The organism is Paenarthrobacter sp. AT5 (assembly GCF_032764245.1).
Classification (GTDB): Bacteria; Actinomycetota; Actinomycetes; order Actinomycetales; family Micrococcaceae; genus Arthrobacter; species Arthrobacter ureafaciens.
The window spans coordinates 2,777,067-2,789,581 of the sequence record NZ_CP136441.1 but is presented as its reverse complement, the minus strand read 5'-3'; the positions used below and the strand labels follow the sequence as shown (position 1 = coordinate 2,789,581).

Below are 12,515 nucleotides of genomic sequence, written 5' to 3'. Positions count from 1 at the left end.
ATGGCCAAGCTGACCAAGGCACAACGCGAGTGGCGTCCCGGCATGCCCAAGAAGCGTCGTTCCACCAAAGTGATGTTCGGTTCAACCGTGCTGTTGCTGGAGGCCTTCGTCGCCTTCTTCGGCACGCTGGTGGTCTTCGGGCTGAAGCGGGGAGAGGTTCCTCCCGCGATCATCCTCAGCGTTGGCATTGCCCTGAGCGTCGTGTTGGTCCTCACCTGCGCCGTGCTCTCCAAGCCGTGGGGCATCGGGCTGGGCTGGGGACTGCAGATAGTCCTCATCCTCACGGGCTTGGCCGAACCGACGATGTTCATTGTGGGCATCCTGTTCGCCATCTGCTGGTGGTACGGCATCCGGACGGGTATCCGGATTGACCGGGAGGTTGCCCAGCGCGACCGTGAACAGGCCGAGTGGGATGCTGCGCACCGTGACGAGCCCGGCGCACCAACCCCGTAAACTGGCAGGGAAACCCCACCAAGAAACCACATTGGAGCAACTGTGAGCATTGAACGGACCCTCGTCCTGGTCAAGCCCGACGGCGTCGCCCGCAACCTGAGCGGAACCATCCTCGCCCGGATCGAAGCCAAGGGATACACCTTGGCGGAGCTGAAGAAGGTCAACGCGACCCGGGAGCTCCTGGAGCAGCACTACGAGGAGCACGTCGGCAAGCCGTTCTACGAGCCGCTGGTTGAGTTCATGCTGAGCGGGCCGGTTGTGGCAGCTGTCTTTGAAGGCCACCGCGTCATTGAAGGCTTCCGTTCGCTGGCGGGAACCACGGACCCGACGACGGCGGCGCCCGGAACCATCCGCGGCGACTTCGGCCGTGACTGGGGACTGGCTGTCCAGCAGAACCTGGTCCACGGCTCCGACTCGGTGGAGTCTGCCGAGCGCGAGATCAAGATCTGGTTCGAGTAAGACCTGGCGCACCTACAGCGAAATGACAGTTAAGGCCAATGTTCATCACGAACATTGGCCTTAACTGTCATCCCGCGGTGTTTGAGAAAGTGCTTAGTAGCCGGACGTTCCGGCGAAAACATGGAGGAACGCGAAGAAGATCGTCGCGATGACTGCCACGTAAAGCAGTGCCACGATGATCCACCCCGAATCGCCCAGCACCTTGGTCAGCCTGGCAGGCGCCTTAATGACCCCGTGGCTGATGTTGCGGATGGTGACCCACACAAACATGGGAATCATGGCTGCCCAGACCACCATGCAGAACGGGCACAGGACGTTGATCGCGTACAAAGCCTGCGACCACAACCAGACCACGAACGCGAAACCGAGCGTCACTCCAGCCTGCAGGCCCAGCCAGTACCCCCGGGAAAACCTGGCACCGGCAAGGATTCCCATGGCCGTGGTGATGATCACGGCGAAGGCGACGATGCCAATGAACATGTTCGGGAATCCGAAAAGGGAACTTTGCCACGTCTTCATCACTGTTCCGCAGGAGACCCATGGATTTACGTCGCATGCAGTGACGTGGTTTGGGTCCTGGAGCACCTGGAGCTTTTCCAGCACCAATGCCCCCGAGGCCAGCCAACCGACAACGCCTGTCACCAGGAGCAGCCAGGCAAACGGCTTGTCCCGTACGGCTGCGGGCAGCGTATCCCTGTGCGGTGCGGGTCCGGCAGCAGGGGGCGGGGCGTGGTGGTCCAGGTTTCCCCTGGCAGTGCTTGGCATCGCGGATGCATCCTCTTCCAACGGGTGGCCCCGGTCTGGCCGGGATGGGTTCTTTGGAGGATTCTAACGCCGCATGCTGAACCCTGCGCCCAGCTTTCCCTTCCACAACCGGTAGGCGACACGGTTCCTACCCCGTGAATGTGCGGGGGTGTGAGAGAATGGACATGGCCGGAAGCCGATCCACATTCGTCATCCGGTCCGGTGACTTGTTCCCAAGACCGCCAGCATGAGCAGGGCCTGCACGGATCGCCTGATCCGCTACAGGCCCGCCATGACAATGGACGGCACCTGGTTGTGGCAGCTGAACAACGGGTTTTAGAACCAAGGCACTGGCCTTCCAGGGCTGCCGCACCCCAAGGATGGTGCGAACCGGAAGGCATACTACTGACTTCTGTCAACGCCTGCGGGTTTTGACAATATTTGCCCCATTGGGTGCCGGATGTGGCGGCGCTTCCGGGGCAGGAGTGTTGCCACATATGGATAATGACCAGGTTGTAGCCGTAAATGATGGGGCGGAACCCGCGGAAGCAGCGCAGGCGCCCAAGAAAACCACCCGCGCCAGGACCGCCCGCGCGCCCCGCAAGACTGCCGCCAAGGCAGCTGCCGACAGTGCGGCAGAGCCGGTGACCGCCGAAGAAGCTGTCGATGCCGCTGCGGCTGTCCAGGCCCCCGATGCCGCTGCCGGCGCACCGGCTACTGAAGAACCAGCTGCGCAGGCTCCGGCACGTCGAAGCCGTGCCCGCAAGAAGGTTGAGCCTGCTGAGCCCCTTCCCGGCTTCGATGGGACCCCTGCGCCGGACGCGCAGGCAGAGACCACCGAACCGGCAGTGGCCACAGAACCGGCAGGATCTTCCGCTGAGGCCGCAGACGCAGCAGCAACCGCCGCTGAGCCCGCAGAAGCGCAAGCCGAGGCTGCACCGGAAAAGCCGGTCCGCCGTCGTCGTACTGCAAAAGCAAAGGTTGAAGCTCAGCAGGCCGAAAGCGCCGAAGCCGCTGCCGAAGCCACAGCCGGTGCCACGGATGCAGAGCCCGTCGCAGAAACCAGCCAGGAAGCTCCGGCCGCAACAGCGGAGGAGCAGGCTGAAACGGACGCTGCCGGTTCGTCCTCCTTGTTCCTTGAGCCGGTCTCCATCACCTCGATGATCTTCCAGGCGCCCGACCTCAGTGCTGTTGTCCGCCCGGCCGAAGAAAAAGACGCCGAGGCCGACGATGAAACCGAGGCCAGCGGTGAAGCTGAGTCGGAAGATGCCGGCAGCCGCCGCCGTCGCCGCAGCCGGGGACGCCGCGGACGCCGCGGCAACGAACGCGATGACAACGATGCCGAGGGCAGCAGCGAAACCGAAGACGACGAAGCTCCCGCTGCGGAGGCGTTGGAAGAGGGCGTCACTTCGCGTCGTCGCCGTCGGCGCCGTCGGGGGGACCAGGACCTTGAACTGACCGGCGGATCGGATGACGATCCGCCCAACACGGTCACCCGGGTCCGGGCGCCCCGCCCCATCACCGAGACCGCTGCCTCCAACCGGGTGGCGAGCGTCAAGGGTTCAACCAGGCTCGAAGCCAAGAAGCAGCGACGCCGCGAATCGCGCGAAACCGGTCGCCGCCGCCAGGTCATCACCGAGGCCGAGTTCCTGGCGCGTCGTGAGTCCGTCGACCGCCAGATGATCGTCCGCCAGCGCGATGACAGAATCCAGATCGGCGTCCTGGAAGACGGCGTGCTGGCTGAACACTTTGTTTCCAAGACCCAGCAGGACTCCCTTATCGGAAACGTCTACCTGGGCAAAGTACAGAACGTCCTGCCGTCCATGGAGGCAGCGTTCGTCGACATTGGACGCGGCCGCAATGCGGTGCTCTATGCCGGCGAGGTGAACTGGGACGCGGTGAACCTTGAGGGCCAACCGCGCCGGATCGAGAACGCGCTCAAGTCCGGAGACTCCGTCCTGGTGCAGGTCACCAAGGACCCCGTGGGTCACAAGGGTGCGCGTCTGACCAGCCAGATCTCCCTGCCGGGCCGCTACCTCGTCTATGTCCCGGGCGGTTCCATGACCGGAATCTCCCGGAAACTGCCCGACGTCGAACGGAACCGCCTCAAGCGGATCCTGAAGGACCGTTTGCCGGAGAACGCCGGCGTGATTGTCCGCACGGCCGCCGAAGGCGCGTCGGAAGAGGAACTGACCCACGACATCAACCGCCTCCGGGCGCAGTGGGAAGGCATCGAGAGCCAGGCGTCCTCAACCAAGGTGCTCGCACCGGAGCTGCTGTACGGCGAACCGGACCTCACCATCAAGGTGGTTCGGGACGTCTTCAACGAAGACTTCTCCAAGCTGATTGTTTCCGGCGACGAAGCCTGGGACACCATTGAGGCCTACGTTACGTACGTTGCACCTGACCTGGTGGGTCGCTTGGAAAAGTGGACCAAGGACCAGGACATCTTTGCTGCCTGGCGCATTGACGAACAAATCCACAAGGCTCTGGAACGCAAGGTCTTCCTGCCGTCCGGCGGCTCTTTGGTGATCGACCGTACCGAGGCCATGACTGTCGTGGACGTCAACACCGGCAAGTTCACCGGCAGCGGCGGCAACTTGGAAGAGACCGTCACCAAGAACAATCTGGAAGCGGCCGAAGAGGTAGTTCGCCAGCTCCGCCTCCGTGACATCGGCGGCATCATCGTCATCGACTTCATCGATATGGTCCTGGAGTCCAACAGGGACTTGGTGCTGCGCCGGCTGGTGGAGTGCCTTGGCCGCGACCGCACCAAGCACCAGGTGGCGGAGGTGACGTCCCTGGGCCTCGTCCAGATGACGCGCAAGCGCATGGGCACAGGCTTGCTGGAGGTCTTCGGTGAGCAATGCGAGCACTGTGCCGGCCGCGGCGTGGTGACGCACGACGAGCCCGTGGAACACCGCCGCGCCAACGTGGTGGCTGCCGAGCAGCACCGGTCCCACACCGAAGCCCAGCAGCCGTCCCAGCGCAGTGAGCGTAAGCGCCGCCGCGGCAAGGGCGGCAACCAGGCACCGGAAGCTACGACGCCGGTCCAGCCGGCCGCTGCCCCGACGGCACCCGCTCCGGCTGAATCTGTGGATCCCGCCCAGAAAGCCAAGGCAGAGGCTACCCGGGCCGCATTGGCGACGATCGCCGCTGCTGCGCACGCTGCACACCTGCACGATGACGAGGTGCACCGCGCCGAGGAAGCAGCCCGCGCCGCCGGCAAGGCGGAAGCAGGCCAGACGGGTCCCGCTCAAGCGGATCCTGCCCGGAAGGCTCCTGCGCAGTCCGCTCCTGCCCAAGGGGATGCCGCCCAGGCCCCTGCGCAGGGCGGGCAGACGCAGGGCACCACCCCGGCAGAAACTGCGGCCAGGGAGGGCCGTCCGGCTCCGGTACTGCGCTTCGGCGGAGAGGAAGTGGCTCTGCCCTTCGTGGAGCATCACGACGAACCTATCAAGAAGCCCGCCATGAGCCTGGATCTGCTGGCTGAGGCCTTCTCGCACTTGGGCGGCACACCTGAGGTTGTCCCCGGGTCTGAGGTTGCCGGGTCTGAGAAGGACGCGCCCGGGAACGTTGAATCTGCTGACGCACCCGTGAGCGCCGACGCCTTGCCAGCCACGTCCGCTGGTACTGAACCCGTGGAGTCCCGGTCCGGCGACCGGGGCCGGCGCGGCAGGCGGAACCGCAGTGCCAGCAGGGCCCAGGGTGCTGCCAACGAGACCAACGTTGAGCACCACGACGTTCGGGCCGCCACAGGTGGCGGGACCTCGCACGAAGCGAAGGCGCCGGCTGAGCCGGCAAAGAAGCCAACTCCAGCATCGGAGCCGATCATCCTGGGGGTGGGTGTTCCGGCGTCGGAGCTGTAAACAGGCACTGAAGACACAGGTGGAACGAAGGCCGCGCAGCGCATGCTGTGCGGCCTTCGTCGTGCAACGGGTCATCATCCGCCCGCTGGGGTCATATCCAGGCCGTTAGCCGCCGGGGTTCCCGGCGTGAGGGGCTTCCGGGCTAGGCTAGGACACTGACACGGGGTGCCGGGCATAGGGCCGGGCTGAGATCCAGACCCGTTGAACCTGTCCGGTTAGCACCGGCGAAGGGATGTCTCCATGACTTCAATGTCGTCTTCTGCTGTTTATCCGTTGCCAGCGGTCATCCGTACACATCCGAGGGTGTTGAGCATTGCAGGTTCGGACCCCTCCGGCGGGGCGGGGATCCAAGCGGACCTTAAAAGCATTGCTGCGCACGGCGGCTACGGTATGGCCGCCATCACCGCGCTGACGGCCCAGAACACGCGGGGCGTCAGCGGTGTGCATGTGCCGCCGGTGGAATTCCTCCGCCGGCAGCTGGAAACCGTCAGCAGCGACGTCGTTATCGACGCCGTGAAGATCGGGATGCTCGGTGATGCCGCCGTCATCAACGAGGTCCGGACCTGGCTTGCCAAGGTACGTCCCGCCGTCGTGGTCCTGGACCCGGTGATGGTGGCCACCAGCGGTGACCGGCTGCTGCGGGAATCAGCCGAGGCAGCCTTGCGTGACCTTCTGCCCATGGCGGACCTCATTACACCCAACCTTCCGGAACTGGCCATGCTGCTGGGGGAGCCCGAAGCGCAGGACTGGCCCGCGGCGCTGGACCAGGGCAAACGGTTGGCCGGGGAGTGCGGCAATACGGTGCTGGTCAAGGGAGGCCACTTGCCGGGGGCGCAGTGTCCGGATGCGCTTATCAATACCAGCGGTTTGCTGCGTCAGGACGTGATCGAAGTCGGGGGACCGCGTGTTCAGACACGGAACAGCCACGGCACCGGCTGCTCGTTGTCCTCGGCCCTGGCCACTGTCCAGGCAAGAACAGGAGATTGGGAGGCGTCCCTGCGGGAAGTCAAGCCCTGGTTGCGCGAGGCTCTGATGAGGGCTGACGATCTTGAAGTGGGCCAGGGGAGCGGTCCGATCCACCATTTCCACCATCTCCGGGAATCATCCCGGCCCGGGGCCTTCGCTACCCTCCTGTGGAAGGAAGCCGCCGTGGAGCTGGAAGCCATCCACGGGCTTGCCTTCATACGGGACTTGGGGTCCGGGGAGTTGCCGGAGTCCGAGTTCAGCTACTACCTGGCCCAGGACGCCCTTTACCTCAACGGGTATTCCAGGGTGCTTGCCCGGGCAGGTGCCCTCGCCCCGACCGAAGAAGAGCAGCTGTTCTGGGCCCGGGGTTCCCAACAGTGCCTTGACGTGGAATCCGAATTGCACCGGAACTGGCTGAGCGGCCGTGAAGCGACGACGCAGAGCGGCCCAGTCACCAAGGCCTACGTGGACCATCTGATGGCGTCATCTGCTTCGGGAAGCTACGGCGTCCTGCTTGCTGCGGTCCTGCCCTGCTACTGGCTGTATGCGGAAGTGGGGCAGCAACTGCACGCCGACTTCGTCCAGGCCGGTTCCCCGGAGAACCATCCCTACGCGGATTGGCTGAGGACCTATGCGGACGAGGATTTTGCGGAGGCGACGCGGAAGGCGATTGCTCTCACGGATGCCGCAGCAGCTGCGGCATCCGGCCGTGAGCGGGCTGCCATGAAGGAAGCCTTCGTCCAGTCCTGCCGCTACGAGACCGCGTTCTTTGATGCCCCAAGACTGCATTCGTAACACGGACGCCGCGCGTCGGACGGGAAATCAACGGCAAGGCCACGTAGAGGCTGTAAGCTGTATGGGCACGGTGCCGGGAACGTCCGTTCCTACTGGTGACAAGCGTCACGTGGTGGCTTCCGGACCCGGCCTCATTTGCAGCTGAAGGTCAAACTAGCGTAATCTTGATCTTCGGTGCTTACGCCAACACTTGGGTTATGCCCCTTGGAATTGTTCATGGGATGACTCGCGGGCTTCGATCTGAAGTCCACGGCGTTGAGGCACAGCGTGAACCAGGCCTGATTCCGGTTCGGGGTTCCGCACGCAAATTTAGTAAGAAACGTCGAGAGAAGTGAGTACCCAAGTGGTGTACGCGATTGTCCGCGCAGGCGGCCGCCAAGAAAAGGTTTCCGTTGGAGACTACGTAACTCTGAACCGCGTCCCCGGTGGAGCCGGCAGCACGCTTGAGCTGCCCGCCTTGCTCCTGGTTGACGGCGACAAGGTCACCTCCGCTGCTGCGGACCTGGCCAAGGTGAAGGTCACGGCTGAGATCCTGGAAGACCTCCGCGGTCCCAAGATTGTCATCCAGAAGTTCAAGAACAAGACCGGCTACAAGAAGCGCCAGGGTCACCGTCAGGAACTGACCAAGATCAAGATCACGAGCATCGCGTAACGTCCGTTACGTAGTTCAGATTTCAGTTTCCCCAGAAATTTAGAGGCAGGCATTTCACATGGCACACAAAAAAGGCGCGAGCTCCACTCGCAACGGTCGTGACTCCAACGCACAGCGCCTCGGCGTCAAGCGTTTCGGTGGCCAGGTAGTTTCCGCAGGCGAAATCATCGTTCGCCAGCGTGGCACCCACTTCCACCCCGGTGCAGGCGTCGGTCGCGGTGGCGACGACACCCTGTTCGCCCTCGAAGCCGGTGCGGTTGAGTTCGGTACTCGCCGTGGCCGTCGCGTGGTGAACATCGTTGCTGCTGCTGCCGCAGAGTAACAACACTTTCTGAACCGGTGGAGCGGGCCAACAGGTCCGCTCCACTGTTCTTTTAACCGCATTACAATCGTTCAGGGCGCCAGGCGCACTGGGCAAGGCGTTCGCGCTGTTGACAGCAATAGAGGAGATTCACGTGGCGAGCTTTGTAGACCGGGTAGTCCTGCACGTATCAGGCGGTACCGGCGGCCATGGCTGTGTCTCCGTCAAGCGCGAGAAGTTCAAGCCGCTGGGCGGGCCCGACGGCGGCAACGGCGGCAATGGCGGCGACGTCATCCTCCGTGTCTCAAGCCAGACCACCACGCTCCTTGATTACCACCATGCCCCGCACCGCCACGCCACCAACGGCGGCCCTGGCATGGGTGATTGGCGTGACGGCAAGAACGGGGAAACACTGGTTCTTCCCGTTCCTGACGGCACGGTAGTCAAGACCAAGGACGGAAAGGTCCTGGCAGACCTGGTCGGAGAAGGCACCGAGTTCGTTGCAGCTGCCGGCGGCATCGGGGGACTGGGCAACGCAGCACTCTCCTCGCAAAAGCGCCGCGCTCCGGGGTTCGCCCTCCTGGGAATCGAGGGAGAATCCAGCGACATCGTCCTGGAGCTGAAGTCCATCGCCGACATCGCCCTGGTCGGTTTCCCTTCTGCCGGAAAATCAAGCCTGATTGCCGCGATGTCGGCAGCCCGGCCCAAGATTGCCGACTACCCCTTCACCACGTTGGTGCCTAACCTGGGCGTGGTCGAGGCCGGCGACGTGCGTTTCACCATCGCGGACGTGCCCGGGCTCATCGAAGGCGCCAGCGAGGGCCGCGGCCTTGGCCACAACTTCCTCCGCCACGTCGAACGTTGCGCGGCGCTGGTGCACGTGCTGGACTGCGGAACGCTCGAATCGGACCGGGACCCGCTGTCCGACCTCGCTATCATTGAAGCGGAACTTGAGAAGTACGCCGTTGACATGAGCTACGCGGGAGTGGACGGGGAAGTGGTTCCCCTGAACGAACGCCCCAAGCTGGTGGTGCTCAACAAGGTGGACCTGCCGGACGGCAAGGACATGGCCGAATTCGTCAGGCCGGACCTCGAAGCCCGCGGCTACCGCGTCTTCGAAGTATCGGCCACCAGCCGCGAAGGCCTGCGCCCGCTCAGCTTCGCCATGGCCGAGATCGTCAAGGCTGCCCGTGACGCCGTCAAGGCTGCACCGCCCAAGGCTGCCCCGCAGGTCCTGCGGCCGCGCGCCGTCAACGAGGCCGGTTTCCGGATCCGCCGCGAGGAGAAGAACCTCGAGCCGCTCTTCCGCGTTTTGGGTGAAAAGCCCGTGCGCTGGGTCAAGCAGACTGATTTCACCAACGAGGAAGCTATCGGCTACCTCGCCGACCGCCTTGCCAAGCTGGGCGTGGAAACCGAACTTTTCAAGGTCGGGGCCAAGCCCGGAGACACCGTGGTGATCGGCGAAGACGACGGCGTCGTCTTCGACTGGGAACCCACCATGATGGCCGGTGCCGAACTCCTTGCCACTCCGCGTGGCACGGACATCCGCATCGCAGACATCGGCGATCGTCCCACCCGTGCCCAGAAGCGTGAGGAGCAGCTTGAGCGCCGCGAGGCCAAGGCTGCCGCGCGCGCCGAACTGGAAGCCGAGCGCAAGGCGGGCATCTGGACGGAATCCGCCAGCCGCCGTCGTGCCCAAACCGTCAAGGAAAGCAACCTGGACAACGGTGATGACGACTAGCACTTTCGAAGCACCGGAAGCAGGCCTCCACCAGCGCCGCGAGCTTGCCGAAGCCAAGCGCATCGTCGTCAAGGTGGGTTCCTCGTCGCTGACCAGCATCAAGGGCGGTATTTCCGAGAAGTCGCTTACCGCTTTGGTGAATGCCCTGGCAGGGAAGCGCAATGCCGGTGCGGAGATCATCCTGGTTTCCTCCGGTGCCATCGCGGCGGGGCTGGCGCCCCTGGGCCTGGCCAAGCGTCCCAAGGACCTGGCCACCCAGCAGGCTGCCGCGAGTGTTGGGCAGGGGCTGTTGATGGCGCGGTACACGCAGGCGTTCAACGCCCACGGAGTCACCGTCAGCCAAGTCCTGCTCACCGCAGACGACCTGATGCGCCGGACCCAGCACACCAATGCTTTCCGTGCCCTGAACAGGCTGCTGAACCTCGGAGTCGTTCCGGTGGTCAATGAGAACGACACCGTCGCAACGCACGAAATCCGCTTTGGCGACAACGACCGCCTTGCGGCCTTGGTGGCCCACTTGGTGCGCGCCGATGCCTTGGTGCTCCTGTCCGACGTCGACGCCGTCTATGACGGGCCGCCCGCCCACGGTGCGAAGCGCATTTCCCTGGTGCGCGGAGCGCAGGACCTGGAAGGCATCACCATCGGCAAGGCCGGCAAAGCCGGAGTGGGTACCGGCGGGATGATGACCAAGGTTGAGGCTGCCTCCATCGCCGCAAGCTCCGGAATCCACGCCTTGGTGACGTCCACCGCCAACGCCGCAGCCGCCCTCGCGGGCGAGGACGTTGGAACCTGGTTCGCGGTGAACGGCAACCGCAAGCCGGTCCGGCTTTTGTGGCTGGCCCACCTTGCCACTGTCCGGGGACGCCTGGTGCTCGACGACGGCGCAGTGAAGGCCGTGCGCGACAGGCACAGGTCACTCCTGCCCGCGGGCATTTCGAACATCACAGGCGAATTCGAAGCCGGCGACCCCGTGGAGATGGTGGGCCTGGACGGAACAGTCGTCGCCCGTGGCCTGGTCAACTATTCCTCCGAGGAGCTTCCCCGCATGCTCGGGCGCACCACGCAGGAACTGGGTCAAGCCTTGGGCCGCGGCTATGACCGTGAAGTTGTTCATGTTGATGACTTGGTGCTCGTGCGCGCGCCCCGCTCATCTAAACTTGGAGCATGACTGAAGCGCTGACCCCTGATGCCCTTGTGACTTCCGACGTTTCCGGTGCTTCCGGCCAGACGCCGGCAAGCCCCGTGGCAGGCGCTGTCCCGGTTACGCCCGAAGATGTCCAAAGCGCGGTCTACGCGATCGCCGACCGGTCCCGCAAGGCTGCCCGCCGCATGAGCCAAGCCAACCGGGCCTGGAAGGACCGCGCGCTCCGTGCCATCGGAGCAGCCTTGCTGGAGCAGCAGAAGCAGGTCCTGGAGGCCAACGCCAAAGACGTCGCCGCAGGCAAGGCCAACGGCACCTCCGCTGCCCTCCTTGACCGGCTTACCCTGACGCCTGCACGCATTGAGGGACTCGTTGCGGCTTTGGAGAACCTCGCAGGCCTCCCTGATCCCGTGGGCAACGTGGTCCGCGGCCAGACCCTGCCCAACGGTTTGCGCCTGCGCCAGGTGAACGTACCCATGGGGGTTGTGGCCGCAATCTACGAGGCCCGCCCGAACGTCACCGTGGACATTGCCGGATTGGCCCTCAAGAGCGGCAACGCCGTGATCCTCCGCGGTGGCTCGGCCGCTGCCCATACCAACGAGGCGCTTGTGCGCATCTTGCGTGAAGCCCTGGATTCCGTAGGGCTTCCGGCGGATGCTGTCCAAACCGTGGACCAGTTCGGCCGCGAAGGCGCCAACGTCCTGATGCGTGCCCGTGGCAAGGTGGATGTACTCATCCCGCGTGGTGGGCGTGACCTTATCCAGACCGTGGTGACCAACTCCTCCGTGGCTGTCATTGAGACGGGTGAAGGGAACGTCCACATTTTCATCGATGAATCCGCCTCGGAAAAGATGGCGGTGGAGATCCTGCTGAACGCCAAGACCCAGCGGCCCAGCGTCTGCAACACGGTGGAAACGCTGTTGGTTCACTCGGGCGCCAGTGTGCTCCCTGCCGTGGCGAAGGCGCTGCGGTCAGCCGGCGTCAGGCTTCATGTTGACGAACGCATTGCTGCTGCCTTGGGCCCCGACGTCGAAACGGTGCCCGCGGACGACGAGGACTGGGCTACCGAATACATGGATCTGGACCTGGCCGTTGCCATGGTGGACTCCCTGGACGAAGCGGTCAAGCACATCCGTACCTGGACCACGGGGCACACGGAGGCCATCCTCACCAATAACCTCGCCAATGCCGAGAAGTTCATTGCGGAAGTGGATTCTGCTGCAGTGATCGTCAACGCGTCCACGCGGTTCACCGACGGCGGGGAACTCGGCCTTGGTGCCGAGGTAGGCATTTCCACCCAGAAGCTGCATGCCCGCGGACCCATGGGCCTGACGGAACTGACCACCACCAAGTGGATCGTCCAAGGCGAGGGCCAGGTCCGCAGCTAGCAACGC

Annotated in this window: 10 protein-coding genes and 1 riboswitch; of the genes, 9 read left to right on the top strand and 1 reads right to left on the bottom strand. The window is 64.3% G+C overall.

Annotation, left to right across the window (positions count from 1 at the left end):
- Both RI444_RS12820 and ndk read left to right on the top strand, forming a co-directional pair.
- On the top strand, positions 1-453 hold the full coding sequence (locus RI444_RS12820) for a DUF4233 domain-containing protein (RefSeq protein WP_062096981.1): 453 nt from the start codon (positions 1-3) through the stop codon (positions 451-453).
- A gap of 42 nt (positions 454-495) precedes the next feature.
- On the top strand, positions 496-912 hold the full coding sequence (gene ndk / locus RI444_RS12815; RefSeq protein ID WP_021470688.1) for a nucleoside-diphosphate kinase: 417 nt from the start codon (positions 496-498) through the stop codon (positions 910-912).
- A gap of 93 nt (positions 913-1,005) precedes the next feature.
- On the opposite strand, the gene RI444_RS12810 is transcribed toward ndk, so the two are convergent.
- Positions 1,006-1,677 carry a vitamin K epoxide reductase family protein gene (locus tag RI444_RS12810; protein ID WP_021470687.1) on the bottom strand — a complete coding sequence of 224 codons (672 nt, stop codon included), beginning with the start codon at positions 1,675-1,677 and terminating at the stop codon, positions 1,006-1,008.
- A 476-nt stretch (positions 1,678-2,153) separates the two neighbouring features.
- Between RI444_RS12810 and RI444_RS12805 the strand changes: the two genes are divergently transcribed.
- The 7 genes from RI444_RS12805 to RI444_RS12775 all read left to right on the top strand — a co-directional run bounded on the left by RI444_RS12805 (position 2,154) and on the right by RI444_RS12775 (position 12,509).
- Positions 2,154-5,525, top strand: a complete 3,372-nt coding sequence (locus RI444_RS12805) for a ribonuclease E/G (RefSeq protein ID WP_207604536.1) — start codon at positions 2,154-2,156, stop codon at positions 5,523-5,525.
- A gap of 151 nt (positions 5,526-5,676) precedes the next feature.
- Positions 5,677-5,775: riboswitch (TPP riboswitch) on the top strand.
- Complete coding sequence (gene thiD, locus RI444_RS12800) at positions 5,766-7,286, top strand: bifunctional hydroxymethylpyrimidine kinase/phosphomethylpyrimidine kinase (RefSeq protein ID WP_207604537.1); 1,521 nt, start codon at positions 5,766-5,768, stop codon at positions 7,284-7,286. Its footprint overlaps the riboswitch before it by 10 nt.
- A gap of 343 nt (positions 7,287-7,629) precedes the next feature.
- Positions 7,630-7,938: a 50S ribosomal protein L21 gene (rplU, locus tag RI444_RS12795; RefSeq protein WP_021470684.1), complete on the top strand. Its 309-nt coding sequence runs from the start codon at positions 7,630-7,632 to the stop codon at positions 7,936-7,938.
- A gap of 58 nt (positions 7,939-7,996) precedes the next feature.
- Positions 7,997-8,260: a 50S ribosomal protein L27 gene (gene rpmA / locus RI444_RS12790; protein WP_021470683.1), complete on the top strand. Its 264-nt coding sequence runs from the start codon at positions 7,997-7,999 to the stop codon at positions 8,258-8,260.
- Positions 8,261-8,393: 133 nt separating this feature from the next.
- Positions 8,394-9,980, top strand: coding sequence for a GTPase ObgE (gene obgE / locus RI444_RS12785; RefSeq protein WP_207604538.1), 1,587 nt, complete (start codon positions 8,394-8,396; stop codon positions 9,978-9,980).
- On the top strand, positions 9,970-11,148 hold the full coding sequence (gene proB / locus RI444_RS12780) for a glutamate 5-kinase (RefSeq protein ID WP_021470681.1): 1,179 nt from the start codon (positions 9,970-9,972) through the stop codon (positions 11,146-11,148). Before obgE ends, proB begins: the two co-directional genes overlap by 11 nt.
- Complete coding sequence (locus RI444_RS12775; RefSeq protein ID WP_207604539.1) at positions 11,145-12,509, top strand: glutamate-5-semialdehyde dehydrogenase; 1,365 nt, start codon at positions 11,145-11,147, stop codon at positions 12,507-12,509. The genes proB and RI444_RS12775 overlap by 4 nt, the downstream gene beginning before the upstream one ends.
- Positions 12,510-12,515 lie beyond the last annotated feature (6 nt).